This window comes from Bathymodiolus platifrons methanotrophic gill symbiont (assembly GCF_002189065.1).
Taxonomy (GTDB): Bacteria; Pseudomonadota; Gammaproteobacteria; order Methylococcales; family Methylomonadaceae; genus Methyloprofundus.
Genome location: NZ_BDMN01000040.1, coordinates 1 through 17840, shown reverse-complemented (window position 1 = coordinate 17840; position 17840 = coordinate 1). Strand labels below are relative to the sequence as shown.

Here is a 17840-nt window from a genome sequence, read left to right as displayed (position 1 = left end):
CTTAGAAGCAATGCTTATGCAAGTGAAATTTTTATGAGAAAGCCGTGACGCACAACCCTTAGTGACTTATAAAAACACTTCCTTAGCATTGCCAACAAAACCAGGTGTTGCCTCAATTAATACCGCTTCAGGAATAACGTATTTCACATCGGCAATGGCACTACAAATAGCAGTAAATGCGTTGTCAGCTTCTCTGTTAAAATTAAGAGCAATCTGCCCTGCTTGTCCCACGCCAATTAAAGCATCATCACAACCGCCTTCACCTAAAAGATCAACAAAAGACTCTGGATTAATTGAAGCATCAGAAAAAATAAATTTTAGGGTAATTCATACTCTTTCATTTTTTATGCCTCATTAGCTTAATCTATATCGAGCACATTCCGGCTTAACTAATATTTTTCCTATACATACTCTTCCTTTTCCCAACTCGTACAACCATAATGGTGAGTAACTCACCTTCTAAATTACAAATGACCCGGCACTCCCCAACCCGATAACGCCAATATTTATTGAAATTTTTTGTTAAGGGCTTACCTAGTGTTTTAGGCTATTTGAAAATCACAAAAAACACTAGGATATCATGTGCTGCATAGTGTTTAGAAGGAGAACCAATTAGCCCTGATTCAAGATACTCCAGTTCTGCAGTTCTGCATTTTTTCCAGGCATAATTGTCAGCACAACAATACCTGATTACTTACTTTGGTTTGATCAAAATCGGACACAACAAAAACCCCAGTATCACTCCACAACTAACTACTTTCGCTAAAGTCTGTAACATCGATGTCTGGGCAAAAATCAAGCAGCCAAAAACCAGAGCACTCGTCAGCATAGATGCCGCCATTGCCTGATAAGTTAAAGTCAAATGACCGCTCCGGTTTTCCTGATAAAAAATACCGTAATCTACACAAATAGCAACGGCTAATAAAAAACCGACCAAATGTAAAAAACTAATCGCCTCTCCCGTCCAGGCCCAAAGAGCCAGAATCAATAGAGCGGCTAAAAAAGCAGGTGCTAGTGTCTGCAAAGTAGTCACAAGGTTTTTATATCGACCCCATAGCAAACAGATAATTAAAGCTAAGCCTGCTAATAATGTTATTTCGGCTCGATGCTGATAATCCACTGCCAAGCGATTCAACATATCGCGCTGACTAAAATATTGCACATGCGGCAAATCTGCCAAGGCACCTTGTATTGCTTCCGGCTTATGTTCACTAAGCCAGATAATTAATAGAGTCCGTTGTTCTGCTACAACGATTTGATTACTGATTAATTTAGCAATAGGGGACTGTAAAACCTGCTGTAAATTCAAGGTTTCACTCTGTGTATAATCTAGCTCACCTAAATGACGAACTGATAATCCTTGCTCCTGCAAAGCAATACGCCAAAATTCACGCTGTTCTTCATTTAAAGCGGCTAATAATCGCGCCTGGTTCGTTAATTGCTGTTGCTCTGATAAAAGCCAGGGATATAAACCAAAATAATCATCCAGGTCTCCTGCCTTATTTATCACATCTAATCGCTGATAGACCTGTTCAGCAGTTTGCAAAGCCTGCTCAACTGTTTCACCACTGACTAATACAAAACGCCCCGGCTCTATGCTAATAATACGTTCACGAATTTTTTTATCTATTTGCTTTAAATAATCCAGTTCCGGGGTTAATTGCTGTAAGTCCTGCATCCATTGTAAACGATCTAGTTGTACAGCCCCCACGACAGACAAAATCGCTACTCCCACTAACAACCACCTACGGTTACGCTGACAGAACATAGGCCAGAATTTGGTAAACCGAAAGGGTTTGATATTTTTTGCTTCCCCACTCATAAGTCGCGGAAATAAATAACGAGTTAATAGTAAAGAAACGATAATTCCGGTACCGGTATATACGGCAACTTGCTGAAAGCCCGGGTAACCAGAAAATCCAAGAGCGACATAACCAATAAGCGTAGTCAGCGCTCCCATAAATAAGCTGGGGAAAATCTTTTTGATCACCCTTAGCCGCTGCACCTGATGCAATCCTTGCGCATGAACCAAGGCGTGAACGGGATAGTCAATACAAATACCTATTAAGGTAGATCCAATGGCAATAGTCATACCATGCACGGATCCAAAAACTAAATTTGTTACTAACACAGCAACCGTCATCACTGTGATTAGTAATGAAAACACCCAGATCAAAACGCGAAATGATCGAAAGATAAATAGGAATAACAGCATGAGAGCAACTGAAGAAAAAATGCTAATAAACTTAACATCACCCTCAATCATGGTTTGTGTCGCTACAGCAAATAATGGGACACCAGTCATGTCCAACTGATAATCATGCCCCATAGCCATTGTCTGAGTAGCAAAAGAATCTTTGATTTGCTGCTGAATTTTTAGCTGTGCTGGCACATCCATACCAGACATCTGTGTTTCTAATATAAAATTAGTGTATTGTGAATTCCGGGGCGTTTGATTTTGTAATTGTGTTGCAATAGATTTAAAGCCATTTAAGGATATTAACAACGGATCCTGAACTGCTATTTTTTTTATTAAGTGTCCCTGTGGAGAAAGCAAGGCTTGTTTTAGCCCCGCTCCCCGCTCTTGCAACGCTGACTTGGTGAAAATTTTGGCCAGATCCTGCTCAGGATATCGACTATATAACTGCGCACCATGTTGTGCATACAAGCTGGACAATGCACCTAAAGCACCTCTTTTTTCATCAGTCGCCCAAGCATCAACTACACCTGAAATAGACTTTATATGCTTTAGCCAGGCTTGAATAAAGTCACCGGAAACTTGATTATGCTCACCCGCATCAACAGAAAGAATATAGCGCCTGGATAACGCGCCTGACTGGATTTCACTGGCCAATAAAATTTCTTCGGCATTATCACCCGCGATAACAAATGCGGAAATATCCGTTTTAAAGTGTGTAGTAAAAACAGCTAAACCAACCAGCAGAGGCAAACACAGAAAAAAAACTAATGAGGGTATTGAACGGCGCACGGCTAATGATTTTTTAGTGACAGCAATAATTCCTGCATATGCTGTTGAATCGCCCGACCATGTTGTGGCCGACTTAAAACATACAAACTACGGTCACCATCTGGCAAAATCACTGCCATTTTATTTGCTGCTTGCTCATTGATCCCTTGCATAATTATTTTGAGTGGCTCCTCATTAGACTCATGCTCTTTTGCTGTCATTTCTAGCTTCCAGGATGACTCTAAAGCGCTAAATTTCAACGTGTAAAGCTGGCGTAACATAACAAGATTACCTGTCAACATCGCTTTAAAAGCGACCAGACTAGCCATCATCGAATTGCTTTCATCCAATTGAGTCTGGTGATAGGTCCTGGTAGAAGGTTTATGATAAATCAACTGACTTCCGTCGGCAGCCATCATCTCTCTTTCAGGTTTTAATTGCTGTTTTAACATAGTACTGGGAGTCGCAGCATATAAATAACCGCTTCCCTGCCAGTCTTCATCAAACAACCCCATATAGCGCGTTTCCTGATAGGCGATTTGTACTGCAGATTCTGGTTTCATACGCTGCATAACTATTTCTAAAGTGTCTTGAGCCAGACAACTGATAGAGAAAACAGATAACAACAATAAACTACTTTTTTTTATCATCCCTTATTAGCTCGCTTGAACATCTAGCCAGATTTTTCGACCATTAATAATCATTGCTTTTGCAGACTCTTTAACGCCAGGGATTTGTTCCGGGGACAACTCAATTCTGCGAAACAAGAAGAAGCGCCAGATATATTCAGCGACCATTAATAGCGCTGTTAGCAGAAAAATCATGACACCTGTATAAATTGCCCACCAGTGTACTGGCGCTAATAGTGCTAACAACAAACAAGCCATTACATTAAAAGCAAAGAAACCTGTCCACATCATGGTTAAATGCCGACAGTAACGGCTAAGAACAGGGGGGATATCAGGAAAATCGAGCTGCGCAAAGCGCTCTACCAGTGAGGGCCCTTTCCCCCTGAGTAATGTTTTACCAAAAAACAGCATTAAGCTTAACTGTATAATAATAGGGACTAGTTTCGCCATAATATCCTGGTAATAAATAGCACCTAGGAAAAGGATAATGACAATACCTAATTTTTGCAATCGCACCCGTCTTTTTCGTGTTTTTACAGCCTGAAAAAAATAAATACTGGCAATTACCGCTGGCGCAAACCAGACCACTCCCTCTTGAACTCCCTTGTACACAAGATAAGGGTAGAGCAAAAAAATGATACTGCTAATAATGCTGCGTAGTATGGTTCGCATAAGGAAGTTATTTTGTTCTATTTTCCAGCACAAAAGTAGCGAGAGAGTTTAATGAAGCGAAAATTTCTTGATTGCGATCATCTTCAGAAGTGATTTTAACACCATATTTCCGATCCAGTAATACGGCAATTTCTAATGCATCAATTGAATCTAGTCCTAATCCCTCACCAAATAAAGGTTCATCAGGAATAATTTCATCTTCCGTAATATCTTCTAAATGCAAACCCTCGATAAATAATGTTTTTAATTCTGCTACTAATTCTTGAGGCATACTTTCTCTATCCGGACTAAAAAAAATTCTTCTATTTTACCTTATTTTGTCTAATAACTCGTAATTGAAATACCTGTTTTGAACATAAACTGCACTATGGAACTAAACAAGCCTTTTAACATGAAGCCACCCCCCACCTCATTTAATTGCTGCATCGTGTTTCACTTAAATGGGCAGTACAATATTGACAGGTTAAAGTTTACTTACTTTCCTGTTGCACAACAGTAATTTTGGCAAGCGCAATAAAAAACCACAAAATAAACGGATATGCATTCCCGTTAGCAATACATTATCCCGGACATATTTAAATTGACTAACCCCTCCCTCTTGCAGAGAAATATAACGCACTGGGGTAGCAATATTGATCACCGGCACTCCACGCCAGGCCATACGTACCGCAACTTCAGGTTCAAAATCAAAACGCCTGGCCCAGCGAGTTGAGTACATTACCGCTATCAAATCCTCAATAGGATAGATACGCATACCAAATAAAGAGTCGTGAATTCCCCAGCCTAGAGTCTCTAAACTTGCCCACCAGTTGGAAATTTGCCGCCCTTTGACGCGTATCATAGGGGCTGAATCATCAAAAACCGGCTCGCCTAAAATCATTGCTTTAGGATTTGCAGCAGAAGCCTGCATAAACTGTTTAATAAAACTGGCCGGATGCTGATAATCCGCATCCATGGTCAATACATGTGAGAAGCCTTGTTGCTTCGCCTGAATAACTCCCGTTAAAACTGCTGCTCCTTTACCTCTGTTTTCACTAGTTTTAATAACTAACAATGCATCAGGATACTCTGCTTGCAAAGACTGTAATAAAGTCTCACTACCATCATCACTGCCATCAATAATCACCCAGACAGGTAACCATTGCTGCAAAGCCTCAGTCACAGTGTTTTTTAATAAGGCCCCAGTATTATAACTAGGGATTAAAAGCAGGTGACTCTTTGATAATTCAATTTTATCCTTCATTACTATTGCTTCGGTGCTCTACGTAAGGGGTGCGGTCTGGATAGCTCATCAATATAAATTTTCTGTAAACGCTGCACAAACTCCTGCGTGGTTTCACTCTGTTGCATAAAAACAGGCTCAGCGACATTAATACTTAATTTTAATGGAAATTCTGGTTTTTTATACAAGGGCCAGCCCTTTTCAAAAAAACGCGAATTACTACGAATAAAAACAGGAATAACGGGCACTGAAGTTTGCTTAGCCAGCAAAGCAACACCGCCTTGTATAGGATTCAACCATTGCGCATCAGTTTTTGTTCTTGTCCCTTCAGGAAATATCAGTAACTGATCATTATTTACTAAGCACTGTTTGGCTAATTTTATCATTTGGCTAATTGAGTTGACCGGGATATAGCCGGCAAGCCGCCCAGCCTGTCCTCCAAACAATGGATTTTTCAAGATACTCTCTTTCATGATACAGATAAGCGCAGGCACTTCCGCCACAATATATACCACATCCCATAAAGCTAAATGATTGGGGGCTACTATCATCGCCCCCTGTCTGCTTGCCAGTTTTTTTAATTGCTCATCTTCTAAAATGAGTAAGCCGGTCACTTTTAATAAAAGAATAAAAAACTGGAAATCTTTTTGTATCAGAAAACGACCACTAACAAGTGCATACTTTTGCGGCAGTATTATGTACAACAAAGAGCCCACCAACGAAACAAATATCGATGTAACAGCCCAGTATGCGAGCATAAAAAAATAAGCAACCCAGTCCCGACAATATTTAATCACAAACACTCCTACTCAGAAGAGCGGACATAATATCGCGCTCTACTCATCGAAACCATTACAGTCAAAAACAACACTAGCATACTTATACTAAAGATAATCAATGTCCTATCAAAATCCAGCAGCCAAAGAGAAGTAACTAACTCTAAACCTATTAATGCGATTAACAAATAGCGAATATGCAAATAACGCATACGGCTACAAAAATAAGCACCTAATGGAGCCCCTACCACCACAATAGGAACCGCTGCTAACCAATAGGCTTGCACCTGTGCATTTATGCCATCAAAATAACAAATATGTAACAAAACCCCAAAAACCGAATTAATTGCCATCAAAATAACCGAGGTGGGCGTGGCAATGCTTTCACTGATGCGAAACAATAAAACCAGCACCGAAAAACAAATCATATCAATTCCACTACCTACCAATCCTGAGATAGTTCCACCGACAACGCCTATCATTAGCAAAATACCCGTTTCCCTTAAGTTTATTTCGGGCATATTAATGTGGTTAAGCCGAAAACCAGCACTTATACAAATCAGCGTAAATGCCAGACTAACCGCCATTACTGTAAATAGCATCCGGATAATCTCAGGTGCCAATACAGGTGTTAACAAAACAGAACCGATTAACAACCCAACTATTCCACCCAGACTATCACTCGCCATAACACTTGAACGCGCATCATTATTATAGCGATTGAAGCTGCTACCATCCCCACACTTTGTATCGCCAAAGAAAAAACTTTAGCATCCGCCGGGGAGATCTGTAACACCTTGGTAAAAATAGGAAATGCAATCGCACCACCGCCTTCACTGGTTGCTCCGGCAATAATAGAGCCAAATATCATAGTGACAGAAACTTGCCAATAATTCTGGATGACTTGCAAGCTATCCGGGTAAGTATAAAATAACCAGCTACCCCATACAATGACAGTAAGTAGCAAGCTAACAATATACGAGCAACTTTTCTCTTTGCTTATCATTACTTAACCAAAAATGATTTATCACACCTCACCAACAAGGCGACATTGAGCGAATTATTTTAGCATATATCAACTTTTGACCTACTCTGATAAGAAAACCCAATTAGCTTACAATTACTCAATCCGTGCATTGATAACCTATTCAAGGACTTAGCTTTAGAGACTGTGAAAGTATTCAACAAAATCACCTTAGTTAGAAGGGGCTTGATATATCAAAACTAATCACGCAATATCAATAACATATATTTTTATACAATCCCCCCTTCTCAAGAGGGGAGGCTAAAAACACATACTTTCACAGCCTCTTTAGCCCGCCATTAATACTAATTTATGATATTGGCGGGCTAAAGCCACGCCCTACGCCTTTCTTGTAAAGTATCCTGTATAATTGATCCTTTTGTTTATTGGCCCCACTTAACTTGACAGAACACAAGCCTCACACTATTGCTTTAGCCGAAAGCTTAGAAAAAACACTCGCGATGCCTTTTTGCATTAGGCCCTCTGGCATTATGCAACGTGCTGACTTATTAGCCCATGCTATTGCACTAAGTGAAAAACTGCCTGAAAAAAAATTTGCTATCAACCTATGCCAGGACCGCTATCTATTTATAGTAGCCTACCTTGCCGTTTGCATACGCGAGCAAATATCATTACTGCCTTCAAATCAGGCGGCTAAAACCATACAAGATTTACAAAAGAATTATCCCGAGAGTTATATACTAAGTGACAATAAAGCAGATGCCGATTTTATTATCACTTATAAACATTTAGAAAAAAGCACAAAACCTTTTCCTCTTATCAATATAGACTGCCCTACCTCTATCTCGTTTACTTCAGGCAGTACAGGAAGGCCCAAGGCAATTCAGAAAACATGGCGTGAATTTCAGGCCTCGGCTGAATTAGCTCTGCAACGTTTTAAGCTACAAAATCAGAAAATCACTCTCGTTTCTACAGTCCCTATGCAGCATATGTATGGCTTGGAAACTTCATTATTCTGGGTATTATTTTCTCAAATGTCGCTACATAATAGTCGACCATTTTATCCAGAAGACATACGCAATACGCTGAATAACATAACAACACAAAATGTTCTGATTTCAACGCCTAGACACTTAAAAAGTTGCAGCCAGACTCAGGGAAAATGGAGTAATATTAAGTTTATTTTATCTTCAACGGCCCCCATGGACATAGTATTAGCAAAACAAATTGAGCAAAACATACAAGCCCCAGTGTTTGAGTTATTTGGCAGCACGGAAACACTATCTTTCGCTTCACGCCACGCCACTATCTCTGAGCAGTGGCAACCTTATGCAACTATCCAGCTAACAAAAAGACAGCAGCAATTTGTTTTACAGGGTGGGCATATTGCCAAAGCACAGGTTTTAGATGATAATTTCAGTATCGATAAAAAGGGGTTTTTCACGTTATTGGGGCGCTCGACAGATTTAATTAAAATCGCTGGCAAAAGAGCCTCTCTAAGCGACCTTAACCAACAATTGACATCAATCTCAGGAATTGAGGATGGTATCTTTTTTCCTGGTAATAATGAACGCTTATCAGCCCTGGTTGTTAGCCAGTTACCCAGACAAACCATTATCCAACATTTAAAACAGTCTATCGATGAAGTCTTTTTGCCGCGGGCAATTTATTCAGTCTCGGCAGTACCGCGAAATGACCTTGGTAAAATCATTAAAACAGACCTGGAACAACTAATACGGACATGCCAAATTGTTAGAAAATAAACAGCATTATTGCATCCCTGCTTCTCATCCATGTTTTGCCGGGCACTTTCCAAATAACCCTATTGTTCCAGGCGTCATGCTTTTAAATTACGCGCAACAACAACTCTTAAGCTGGCTCCCTGAATACACTATCGACACTTTAGCCCAGGCAAAATTTCTGTACCCCTTAGCTCCTGACCAGGAATTTACCGTCACTCTCATACATGTCTCTGCACAAAAAATAAAATTCACCTGCAGTTACGCCAGCCAGACATTGGTAACAGGCTCATTTATTATCAAAGAAAAAGCAGGCACAAAAAATGACTAAATCATGGCAAGAAAGTAAAGAACGTAGCACTCCTGTCACTTTGCAATTGATACGCTGGATTGCGTTACACCTTGGTCGCCCCGTAGCCCGTAGCTTACTTTACCCAATTAGCCTGTACTTTTTATTATTCGCTGTTCCACAACGCAAAGCATCTCAACAATACCTGGCCAGAGTATTAAAGCGCAAGGTAACCTGGCTAGATAGCGCAAAGCATATACACGCTTTTGCATCGACTATTCTTGATCGTGTTTATTTATTGACTGGCCAGTTTGCTAAATTAGATATTAGCTTTCAAGCAGAAAACATTCCCTTAAGCTATAGTAAGAATGGCGTCGGCTGTCTACTGTTAGGTAGTCATATCGGTAGCTTTGAAGTCTTACGCAGTTATGCAGTAAGTAACTATCCCCTGCCCATAAAAATCCTTATGTATGAGCAGCAGGCTCCCATGATGGTACAGGTACTTAACGCTCTTAATGCAGATGTAGCTGACACGCTGATTTCTTTGGATGGTTCACCAAGCGGACTCCTAAAAGTAAAAGAAGCGATAGACTGCGGTACAACAGTAGGCTTGTTAGGCGATCGAATTTTAGGTGACGGTAATGAAAAAACAGTCATATGCACGCTCCTGGGAGAGCCGGTAAAAATGTCTACCGTACCAGTTCTACTGGCTTCTGCCTTAAAGGTTCCACTTATCGTATTTTTTGGTATTTACTTAGGCGGTAATCGCTATAAAATTCACTTTGAATTACTTGCTGAAGAAGTTGTTCTTAAGCGAAAATCCAGACAACAGGATATACAGAGCTATACTCAGAAATATGTTGATATTATAGAAAAACAAATGCTGGAAACACCTTACAACTGGTTCAATTTTTATGATTATTGGCAACAAGATGAACATTAGGACTTTAAATCAAACGGAATTTGCCCACCTGATTCCTCATGCAGGATCAATGATGCTAATTGATCAAGTTGATTCATGGAGCAATAAACAAATTCACTGTACAACACGCTCTCATTTAGCCATCAACAACCCATTACTCGTAGGCAATAGCCTCTCAGTCATAAATTTAATCGAATATGGCGCACAGTCTATGGCAATTCACGGTGGCTTATTATCAGGAAAGTCTTCTCCCGGGTTTCTCGCAGCAGTTCGCGGCGCTCACTTCTATATTGATACTTTAGATTCGCTGACTAGCTCTTTGCATATAGAAGCAAGCGCTGAACTAAAAATAGAAAATGGAGCAGTCTATTCATTTCGTATTACCGACGATCAAAATAGTTTGCTACTTGATGCAAGGGCCACAGTTATTCATACACAACCATGAAAAAAGCACTGATCACAGGAGGTAGTGGCGATATAGGTTCTGCTATTTGCTATCGCCTCGCAGAAAATAATATCCACGTCATTGTGCATAGCAATCATAACTACGAAAAAGCACAACTCATTGACAGCAACATCAAACAACAAGGTGGCTCCGCCGAAGCTGTTGCCTTCGATGTTTGTGATGCTGATGCCACAACTGAAGCCGTGAAAAAACTCTCTGAAGCAGGGCTAATCCAGATTATCATCAACAACGCCGGTATACACCGAGATGCTCCACTAGCTGGAATGAGCTACGAAAACTGGACAAGCGTCATCGATGTTTCCCTACACGGCTTTTATAATGTCACTCAACCCCTTTTAATGCCAATGATGCAAAGCCGCTGGGGACGTATTATCAATATGTCATCCGTAGCAGGTGTGATGGGAAACCGGGGGCAATGCAACTATTCGGCTGCTAAAGCCGCATTAAATGGTGCGACCAAGTCATTGGCACAAGAACTCGCTTCACGAAAAATTACCGTCAATGCGATTGCTCCAGGCATTATTGAAGGAACTATGACTGAAGATAGTTTTGACCAGCAAATGATTAAAAATATTGTACCAATGAAACGAGCAGGCAAACCCGAAGAAGTTGCCGCCCTTGCCTCTTTCTTATGCTCAGATGATGCCAGCTATATTTCAGGGCAAATTATTAATATCAATGGAGCAATGGCCTAAAATGAAGACCCATTTCGATGTTCTAATTATTGGCGGCGGGCCAGCAGGGTCAACAGCTGCCAGTTTACTTGCCGAAAAAGGACATGAAGTTTGTCTGCTGGAGAAATCACATCACCCCCGTTTTCATATTGGTGAATCCTTATTACCAATGAATTTACCAATCTTTGAAAAACTTGGCGTGCTTGAACAAGTTGATGCGATTGGTATTAAAAAATACGCAGCTGAGTTTAATTCCCTAGAGACCCCTCTGGCGCAGGATACCTTTTATTTTTCTAAAGCCAGCAATGATAGCCCTGCTTATGCCTATGAAGTAAGACGCTCTGAATTGGACGAAATATTATTTAAAAATTGCCAGAAAAAAGGAACAACGACTCACGAAGGCATGACTGTACACCATGCTGAGCTAGAAAGTTCAGTAAAAAAAATTCTCGCTGTCGATGAGCAGGGTAAGCAATATGAATTTACCAGTCAATACCTGATTGATGCCTCAGGACGCGATACACTGTTAGCACAACAGTTAAACAGCAAACGAAAAAACCCAAAGCATAAAATGGCTGCTATTTTCGGCCATTTTAAAAATATTGAACGCAGATCAGGAAAAGATGCAGGTAATATCAGTATTTACTGGTTTCAACATGGCTGGGTATGGCTGATTCCACTCAAAGACGGCATGATGAGTATTGGTTGTGTTTGTTGGCCAGATTATTTAAAAACACGTAACATAGACTTAAAGTTATTTCTGCGCGAGACCTTAAACCTTGTTCCTGAAATCAGTCAGCGTATGAAAAACGCCCAACTCGATGGAGAAGTGCAAGCAACAGGAAATTACTCTTATCAGTCCAGCATTATGTCTGGCGATGGTTTTTTATTGATTGGCGATGCCTATGCATTTGTTGACCCTGTTTTTTCCAGTGGTGTTTATCTCGCCATGCAAAGCGCTAACAGGGGAGCTGAGCTAGTTGACCAGCTACTTATTAACGCAACTAATGACAAACAGTTAATTAGCCAGTTTGAACATTCTGTCACAGAGGAAATAAAAGCTTTTTGCTGGTTTATTTATCGCTTTAATAGCCCTGCCTTACATAAATTGCTGATGTCATCTGGTGAAGCCAGCCAACACCCTATCAAACAAAAATTAAAATCAGCTGTTATCTCGGTTTTAGCTGGAGATGCTTATAATAACTCACAGATTAGCCTTCCTCTACTTGCATTCAAGTCACTTTATTTCATTAACAAACTAATCGAATTCAAGAAAAACCGTACCTTTACTAAATTTAAAAAACAACACACAGAGGGGAGTAGGCTTTAGCCTACTTGTCGCACCGTTTAAAAAACCACTGAGACTACAAAATCTTTTCATAATCATTTATGTAGGCTAAAGCCTACTCCCCTAACTTTCATATATGCCATAAAAGCGCCGATTAGCATCTTCTAATTTCGCTTTAATTGCATTATTTTTTATATATTCATAAGTTAGCAAAAAATGTCTTTCATCACGAATAGCTTTATCGAAATAATCCCTTTCCCAAAACTTTCCATGCCTTGCCAGGCATGTATTAATCAGTAATGCCGTACTGCCTTTCACCTTTCTCATTATTTCTTGCAACTCTTGTTTTTGCTGAAACAGCAAATGCACATGATTTGGCATAATACTATATGCGATAAGCCGATAAAATTTAGGATCTAGCTGTTTTAAATGACATCCAATAATATCCATCACCTCGCCATTAAGGTAACAGCCTTTATTGGATTGATCACAGTAGCTATCAATTTCCATTTGTCTTTGCGAGATGCTTAAACCTGAATTTTGATTGACTCGATGTAAATAATCATCAACACTATCCTGAGTTCTAAAAGTTACGAATTGATAAGTGTCAAACTTACTGTAATGGTTTAACGTCCTTTTCATGTCACGACCTTCGGAGAGTAGGCTTTAGAGCCTACACGATTAATATTTTATTGTACACTGATACATGTAGGCTAAAGCCTACTCCCCAATTGTGCAAAAACATCTTTCAAATAGCTAGAGTTACTCTCTTGCATTTCAGGAACATGCTCTTTTAAACCAGGAAAAATCTGCGTTGCTTCGCTTGTAATTTCATTTGCCAGTTCTCTGATAAAGGCAATATTCAAAACAAGTTGTTGCTGTAATTCCTCATCGTTTAGCTCCTTGTGCAAATCCTTATTTAATTGCTGTATAAAGCTGATATTACTATAATTCAAAAACATATCGCTCATATCATCAGTTGATACATCAATTTCAGCCCAATGCCGGAAAAAACTCTGCATCAACATATTAAGCTGATATATTTGCTGCAATAGGGTTCCTGCAGACTGCATAAACGCCAGGTCACATAATTTATTTCTAAAAAATAATAAAGCGATACCACTCCAGTACAGTGTAAAGTCCCAGATCACTTTTATAGTCATTACCTTGGCATTCCCCATAATGGGGTATTGGTCTTCATAGACAGGACCAAATGCTAAAAACAGGGTGCGAAATAATTCCTCATATTGCCCTGTTACTAATACAATATCCTCACCGGCAGACTGTTTAACAATCAACTCCGTAATAAAGCTATTATTCATGGCAATAAAATCACTGCCAGGCGAATAAAATGGGTCAAGAAAAACTCCAGCATCGCCTGTAATTGCCCAGCCCTCCGCTGAAAACATTTTTTTGCAATTATATGAATAATGTTTCAACGTCAGGAAATCCTGCAACTGATCAACATGTGCATCAACAATTGAGGCAAATTGTGGCTCATATTTTTTTAGCCACACTTTAGCTCTTGCAAAGGTATTGAATTCTGCATAAGGGTGAATCTTTGCATCTGCCACAAATCCTATACTAGTGGCCCCCGATGAAAGTGGAATAATCCAGACCCAGTAGCCTTTGCCTAGTAAATGATTAGTGCTCAGCCACCTCGGCTCTTGTACCCTATTCTGCCATTTTTGCTCATCTACCCAGTCATCCACCCGGATTTCATGATTAATTCTAAACCAGGAAGCATTTACATCATGGTAAGCAGGCTTTGCAAGCTTTAACTTTCTCTTCAACAAGCCCATACGCCCACTTGCATCTATCAGCCATTTACACTGAAGCGTGCTTTCCTGCTCATTATGCAATAGCGTAATCTGGTGATCATTTTTACCTAGAGAAATTTCCTTAATTTTACAACTTGCCTGAAAATCTATGCCTAGCTTTAAACAATGTTTAATCAACGCATTCTCAAATCGGCCCCGGTCTAATTGATAGCTTTTTGAGGCAGGATAAGTACTTGGCCCCAGTTCAATTCGTTGAGTTATATCTCTGTTATCTCGATAGCTATAAAAAAATCGCAAGCCCAGTTTAGGTAGTTCCTTTTCCAGCTCGGCCTTTAAACCTAAAATCTCTTCAAAATAATAACTGGCTATTTCTACTGAAGATTCACCCACTTTGTGCGCTGCTTCAGGCACTGGATAAGAGGCTTTTTCTGCAACCAGAATTCGGATATTCTTTACTCTCTTCTTTAACTGAATTGCTAATGTCAGTCCAGATAAGCCCCCACCCATGATAAGAACATCATACATTTTGTCCATTATAGTTCTCCATCTGTACTGGCACATAAAGCCCAGAGCTCATCTTGCCGGGTTAAACCTAAAACCTTCTGTGCTGTTTGTACACCTGAATAACTTACCCCATAAACCCCGCCACCTGGCATCGTCCAGTGCCCAGCAAAATAAAGCCCTTCTATCGGAGCTTTATTGGCAATACGACTTGCACCCACTTGCTCTGGAGTCATTGCCCAACCATAGGCAGCCCCTTTATTATTCAGAGTATAACGCTGCATGGTCGCCGGAGATCCTGCCTCTATAAACAAGATATGCGATTTTAAATTATTTATTTTGCTGTCTGCGAAATCCAGCATTTTTTTCATATAATCAGCTTTTGCTTGTTGCCAATTTTCAGCCTGATCATAATTTGCCAAAGCAGTCAGAACAATCAAATGCTCCCCCTTGGGAGCAAGACCATCATCAAGTAGTGTAGGCACAGTAACACTCATCCAGGAAACCTCTCCTTGCAGAGCATTATTATAATTAACCTCATGATTTAATTCGTGGTAATAAAAGGCCTCATGATGCGCTCCTGCCTGCACAAGATCCAGGTCAGTGGCAATATAAACAACAAATATTGAACAGGATGTCTGCATTCGTTGTAAACGAGAAAGGTAACGCTTTGGGAAATATTCTTTACCAACCATGTCATGCACAGTCTGCAACATATCAGCATTTGAAATCACAGTTTCAGCCTGAATAACCTGTCCTGAAGCAAGAAGAACACTTTGAACCCGGTTATCACAAACATTAATTTTACTTACTTTACTCTTAAAGTAAATCTCCCCGCCAGCCTGCTTTAACCCAGTCACCAGACTATCTGCAAATTTATGAAAACCTCCCCTACAGTAATAGGCTCCATCAGAGACATAGCCCATAAGCATACTCGCCCAATAAACAAAAGATACTTTTTCAGGAGGTAAACCCAGATACGGCCATAGGGCAGAAAAATGCACTTTAACTGTGGGTCCGAGATGTAATCTCCCCAGACATCCGCAAGAGTGCAACTTCGGTATTTAAATAATAAATCCAGTTCAGGATGTGCCGCATTAATACCTTTCGCGGCCATCACATCATCACATTTCGCTACTTACTCGGCTAATTGCAAACAAAGCATTAATAAATCAGTTAAACCTTGCCGCTCATGAGGAAATAGATCAGATAAGCGATTCACCAGGCCTTCAATAGATGTAGGCAACTCAACAGCAATATCGGCAACCGAAACAAAAGCAAAGGGGTTAACCTCAACAAACTCTAGCTGTTCATACTGATTTATAGCCTGCAGAACCTTGCGTATTATCTGACCACCCTCAAAACCCTGTAGCCCACAACCACTAGTAAGGTGCACATGAGTATTTTTTACGCTTAAAGCCATGAGCATAACCCCCTGCACGATCATGCTGCTCTAACACCAAAACTTGCCGGCCTGACTTTGCCAGTAAAGCTGCTGCGGTTAATCCACCGATGCCACTACCAATAACAACATCAACTTTCTTTTGCTGCATGGTCTTAAGCTTTCATTATTGATGGAATATATTGACTACGAAGGGTACACACCAAGTCCCTTCTGGATAGAAAGAGCCTGGTGCCCCTAAAATGCGAATACTTAAGATATTAAGGCTTTTGGATATTTAAAGCACCGAATGCGAACCCTAAATTATATCCATTTCCCTTTCCAGATAGCGTTCTTGTACGAGATCCTTTGGGAGCCCAGCGACCTTCTACAGACTTACCAAATCCAGCATCACCATCCATCATAAAAGAGTTACCATAAATGTCGTCTATTTTTTCGACACCACGAATTCTGCCTTTTCCTTCAGTCACTTCATAAGCACCAAAGGTAAACCCGCCTCCTTTCAAACTTAATTTCACTTTTGCACTTTTACCACTTGGGCAAGTAACTGTACCCGTTCCCTGGGATGTTTTATAAAAAGCGGCCCAGCCTTTTATAGTATATTTCAGGTCACAATCTTCAGCCTGTGCAGCAGAAAATGACATGAAGAAAAGTGAACTAACAGCCAAACCTAAAATTTTTGTACGCATAATAATCCCTCTTAATGTAAAAATTTGATTATACCTAAGGCTTGATAATTAAGCCACTAAAGGCAACGCCTAGATTATAACCACCGCCAACGCCTGCCCCACCGCCCGCAATATATCCTTTAAATAATGTACGCGCCTCAGCTGAGCGGGCAAAACCTGCATGCAGATCTATAGTGAAATAGGTGCCATAAATATCCTTAATACTCTTGATCCCGGTAAATTTACCTTTGGCATTTTCAATATCTATAACCCCTAAAGTTAAGCCGACACCATGCGAGGTCAAAGAAACCCGCGCACTTTGTCCATTAGTACAGCTAACAAGCCCCGTCCCTTTATACCCTTGATATAAAAAAGACCAGCCTGTTAAATTATATTTAATCGTACAACTTTTTGCTTCCGCCCAGGAAGGTATTGGCATTATTAGAAATAAAATTACTAATAGCCTAAAAAAATGGTGTTTCATTGTGCTTTTCACTTTCTGCAAATCGGTTCATTATACAGAGTTTAATGTACTCAGGAAAAGTAAAAAAGGGGGGTATCCGAGAAAAACTGATACGTAGAATTATAGCGCGAGATCTTGCATTAATGGATTAATGGATTAATATTGAGCCATTATGCTCTTTCAATATCAGGATAAGGACAGATTTTGTGGGGTCACGGGGCTGTGTACAGCAACCATGAATAACTCATTTTTATGCTTGAAACTGCATTCAATTTAGCCAGAAAGGCTCTGAACAATGATAGATTCGGTTTCAATCTATTTCTGCCCTTAAAATCAGGACATAAACAATTTTTAAGGTTTTCTCTTTCGAGCGATTACGCCCTCGGTTCAGCAGC

The 17840-nt window shown here is 40.1% G+C and carries 22 protein-coding genes and 1 pseudogene; 6 read left to right on the top strand and 17 right to left on the bottom strand.

Annotated features, from left to right (window positions below; genetic code table 11):
* Positions 1–66: 66 nt before the first annotated feature.
* From CDZ78_RS21635 to CDZ78_RS02995, 10 genes and pseudogenes are all read right to left on the bottom strand, one after another.
* Positions 67–231 (bottom strand): hypothetical protein, encoded by a 165-nt coding sequence (locus CDZ78_RS21635; RefSeq protein WP_167374150.1) that lies wholly within the window; start codon positions 229–231, stop codon positions 67–69.
* Between the two features lie 154 nt (positions 232–385).
* Positions 386–520 (bottom strand): annotated as a pseudogene (locus tag CDZ78_RS24190) (type II toxin-antitoxin system RelE family toxin); the annotation flags it as partial.
* 174 nt (positions 521–694) lie between these two features.
* Positions 695–2950, bottom strand: a complete 2256-nt coding sequence (locus CDZ78_RS03030; RefSeq protein WP_167374149.1) for an MMPL family transporter — start codon at positions 2948–2950, stop codon at positions 695–697.
* A gap of 41 nt (positions 2951–2991) precedes the next feature.
* On the bottom strand, positions 2992–3618 hold the full coding sequence (locus CDZ78_RS03025) for a LolA family protein (protein ID WP_087868647.1): 627 nt from the start codon (positions 3616–3618) through the stop codon (positions 2992–2994).
* A gap of 6 nt (positions 3619–3624) precedes the next feature.
* Positions 3625–4209: a COG4648 family protein gene (locus CDZ78_RS03020; protein ID WP_140413856.1), complete on the bottom strand. Its 585-nt coding sequence runs from the start codon at positions 4207–4209 to the stop codon at positions 3625–3627.
* A 67-nt stretch (positions 4210–4276) separates the two neighbouring features.
* On the bottom strand, positions 4277–4540 hold the full coding sequence (locus tag CDZ78_RS03015) for a phosphopantetheine-binding protein (protein WP_087868645.1): 264 nt from the start codon (positions 4538–4540) through the stop codon (positions 4277–4279).
* A gap of 192 nt (positions 4541–4732) precedes the next feature.
* Positions 4733–5512, bottom strand: coding sequence for a glycosyltransferase family 2 protein (locus tag CDZ78_RS03010; RefSeq protein ID WP_087868644.1), 780 nt, complete (start codon positions 5510–5512; stop codon positions 4733–4735).
* A 2-nt stretch (positions 5513–5514) separates the two neighbouring features.
* Complete coding sequence (locus CDZ78_RS03005; protein WP_087868643.1) at positions 5515–6288, bottom strand: lysophospholipid acyltransferase family protein; 774 nt, start codon at positions 6286–6288, stop codon at positions 5515–5517.
* 8 nt (positions 6289–6296) lie between these two features.
* Positions 6297–6956, bottom strand: a complete 660-nt coding sequence (locus CDZ78_RS03000; RefSeq protein ID WP_087868642.1) for a sulfite exporter TauE/SafE family protein — start codon at positions 6954–6956, stop codon at positions 6297–6299.
* Entirely contained in the window at positions 6929–7273 is a 345-nt protein-coding gene (locus CDZ78_RS02995) for a hypothetical protein (protein ID WP_087868641.1), read from the bottom strand. The genes CDZ78_RS03000 and CDZ78_RS02995 overlap by 28 nt, the downstream gene beginning before the upstream one ends.
* 419 nt (positions 7274–7692) lie before the next feature.
* Here CDZ78_RS02995 and CDZ78_RS02990 point away from each other — a divergent pair, with 419 nt between their 5' ends.
* Genes CDZ78_RS02990 through CDZ78_RS02965 form a run of 6 tightly spaced genes read left to right on the top strand, consistent with a single transcriptional unit; the run spans position 7693 to position 12672 of the window.
* Entirely contained in the window at positions 7693–9015 is a 1323-nt protein-coding gene (locus CDZ78_RS02990) for an AMP-binding protein (RefSeq protein WP_140413855.1), read from the top strand.
* Entirely contained in the window at positions 9002–9322 is a 321-nt protein-coding gene (locus CDZ78_RS02985) for an ApeI family dehydratase (protein WP_087868639.1), read from the top strand. The genes CDZ78_RS02990 and CDZ78_RS02985 overlap by 14 nt, the downstream gene beginning before the upstream one ends.
* Entirely contained in the window at positions 9315–10223 is a 909-nt protein-coding gene (locus CDZ78_RS02980; RefSeq protein WP_087868638.1) for a lysophospholipid acyltransferase family protein, read from the top strand. Before CDZ78_RS02985 ends, CDZ78_RS02980 begins: the two co-directional genes overlap by 8 nt.
* The gene (locus CDZ78_RS02975) at positions 10213–10647 is read left to right on the top strand and encodes a hotdog family protein (protein WP_087868637.1); all 435 of its coding nucleotides are present in this window, start codon (positions 10213–10215) and stop codon (positions 10645–10647) included. The genes CDZ78_RS02980 and CDZ78_RS02975 overlap by 11 nt, the downstream gene beginning before the upstream one ends.
* Positions 10644–11363, top strand: a complete 720-nt coding sequence (fabG, locus tag CDZ78_RS02970) for a 3-oxoacyl-ACP reductase FabG (RefSeq protein ID WP_087868636.1) — start codon at positions 10644–10646, stop codon at positions 11361–11363. The genes CDZ78_RS02975 and fabG overlap by 4 nt, the downstream gene beginning before the upstream one ends.
* A 1-nt stretch (position 11364) precedes the next feature.
* Positions 11365–12672 (top strand): NAD(P)/FAD-dependent oxidoreductase, encoded by a 1308-nt coding sequence (locus CDZ78_RS02965; protein WP_167374148.1) that lies wholly within the window; start codon positions 11365–11367, stop codon positions 12670–12672.
* 81 nt (positions 12673–12753) lie between these two features.
* Here CDZ78_RS02965 and CDZ78_RS02960 read toward each other — a convergent pair whose 3' ends face one another.
* The 7 genes from CDZ78_RS02960 to CDZ78_RS02930 all read right to left on the bottom strand — a co-directional run bounded on the left by CDZ78_RS02960 (position 12754) and on the right by CDZ78_RS02930 (position 17421).
* Positions 12754–13272, bottom strand: coding sequence for a transposase (locus CDZ78_RS02960; protein WP_087868634.1), 519 nt, complete (start codon positions 13270–13272; stop codon positions 12754–12756).
* Positions 13273–13343: 71 nt separating this feature from the next.
* Positions 13344–14945: an NAD(P)/FAD-dependent oxidoreductase gene (locus CDZ78_RS02955; protein WP_167374147.1), complete on the bottom strand. Its 1602-nt coding sequence runs from the start codon at positions 14943–14945 to the stop codon at positions 13344–13346.
* Positions 14945–15916, bottom strand: a complete 972-nt coding sequence (locus CDZ78_RS02950; RefSeq protein WP_087868632.1) for a phytoene desaturase family protein — start codon at positions 15914–15916, stop codon at positions 14945–14947. Before CDZ78_RS02950 ends, CDZ78_RS02955 begins: the two co-directional genes overlap by 1 nt.
* Before the next feature lie 134 nt (positions 15917–16050).
* Entirely contained in the window at positions 16051–16335 is a 285-nt protein-coding gene (locus CDZ78_RS02945; RefSeq protein ID WP_140413854.1) for a hypothetical protein, read from the bottom strand.
* Positions 16295–16465, bottom strand: a complete 171-nt coding sequence (locus CDZ78_RS02940) for an FAD-dependent oxidoreductase (RefSeq protein WP_087868630.1) — start codon at positions 16463–16465, stop codon at positions 16295–16297. The genes CDZ78_RS02945 and CDZ78_RS02940 overlap by 41 nt, the downstream gene beginning before the upstream one ends.
* Positions 16466–16574: 109 nt before the next feature.
* Positions 16575–17003 carry a hypothetical protein gene (locus CDZ78_RS02935; RefSeq protein ID WP_087868629.1) on the bottom strand — a complete coding sequence of 143 codons (429 nt, stop codon included), beginning with the start codon at positions 17001–17003 and terminating at the stop codon, positions 16575–16577.
* Positions 17004–17037: 34 nt separating this feature from the next.
* A complete protein-coding gene (locus CDZ78_RS02930; protein ID WP_140413853.1) occupies positions 17038–17421 on the bottom strand; it encodes a hypothetical protein in 384 nt (127 codons plus the stop codon).
* Between the last annotated feature and the right edge of the window lie 419 nt (positions 17422–17840).

What these genes read in the sequence shown, in the direction of transcription:
- CDZ78_RS03010 (WP_087868644.1), bottom strand. Translation starts at nt 5,512, where the DNA reads ATGAAGGATAAAATTGAATTATCAAAGAGTCACCTGCTTTTAATCCCT.
- CDZ78_RS02940 (WP_087868630.1), bottom strand. Translation starts at nt 16,465, where the DNA reads ATGCAGCAAAAGAAAGTTGATGTTGTTATTGGTAGTGGCATCGGTGGA.
- CDZ78_RS03015 (WP_087868645.1), bottom strand. Translation starts at nt 4,540, where the DNA reads ATGCCTCAAGAATTAGTAGCAGAATTAAAAACATTATTTATCGAGGGT.
- CDZ78_RS02980 (WP_087868638.1), top strand. Translation starts at nt 9,315, where the DNA reads ATGACTAAATCATGGCAAGAAAGTAAAGAACGTAGCACTCCTGTCACT.
- CDZ78_RS02965 (WP_167374148.1), top strand. Translation starts at nt 11,365, where the DNA reads ATGAAGACCCATTTCGATGTTCTAATTATTGGCGGCGGGCCAGCAGGG.
- CDZ78_RS02995 (WP_087868641.1), bottom strand. Translation starts at nt 7,273, where the DNA reads ATGATAAGCAAAGAGAAAAGTTGCTCGTATATTGTTAGCTTGCTACTT.
- CDZ78_RS02960 (WP_087868634.1), bottom strand. Translation starts at nt 13,272, where the DNA reads ATGAAAAGGACGTTAAACCATTACAGTAAGTTTGACACTTATCAATTC.
- CDZ78_RS02945 (WP_140413854.1), bottom strand. Translation starts at nt 16,335, where the DNA reads ATGGCTTTAAGCGTAAAAAATACTCATGTGCACCTTACTAGTGGTTGT.
- CDZ78_RS03025 (WP_087868647.1), bottom strand. Translation starts at nt 3,618, where the DNA reads ATGATAAAAAAAAGTAGTTTATTGTTGTTATCTGTTTTCTCTATCAGT.
- CDZ78_RS02935 (WP_087868629.1), bottom strand. Translation starts at nt 17,003, where the DNA reads ATGCGTACAAAAATTTTAGGTTTGGCTGTTAGTTCACTTTTCTTCATG.
- CDZ78_RS03000 (WP_087868642.1), bottom strand. Translation starts at nt 6,956, where the DNA reads ATGGCGAGTGATAGTCTGGGTGGAATAGTTGGGTTGTTAATCGGTTCT.
- CDZ78_RS02955 (WP_167374147.1), bottom strand. Translation starts at nt 14,945, where the DNA reads ATGGACAAAATGTATGATGTTCTTATCATGGGTGGGGGCTTATCTGGA.
- CDZ78_RS02930 (WP_140413853.1), bottom strand. Translation starts at nt 17,421, where the DNA reads ATGCCAATACCTTCCTGGGCGGAAGCAAAAAGTTGTACGATTAAATAT.
- CDZ78_RS02975 (WP_087868637.1), top strand. Translation starts at nt 10,213, where the DNA reads ATGAACATTAGGACTTTAAATCAAACGGAATTTGCCCACCTGATTCCT.
- fabG (WP_087868636.1), top strand. Translation starts at nt 10,644, where the DNA reads ATGAAAAAAGCACTGATCACAGGAGGTAGTGGCGATATAGGTTCTGCT.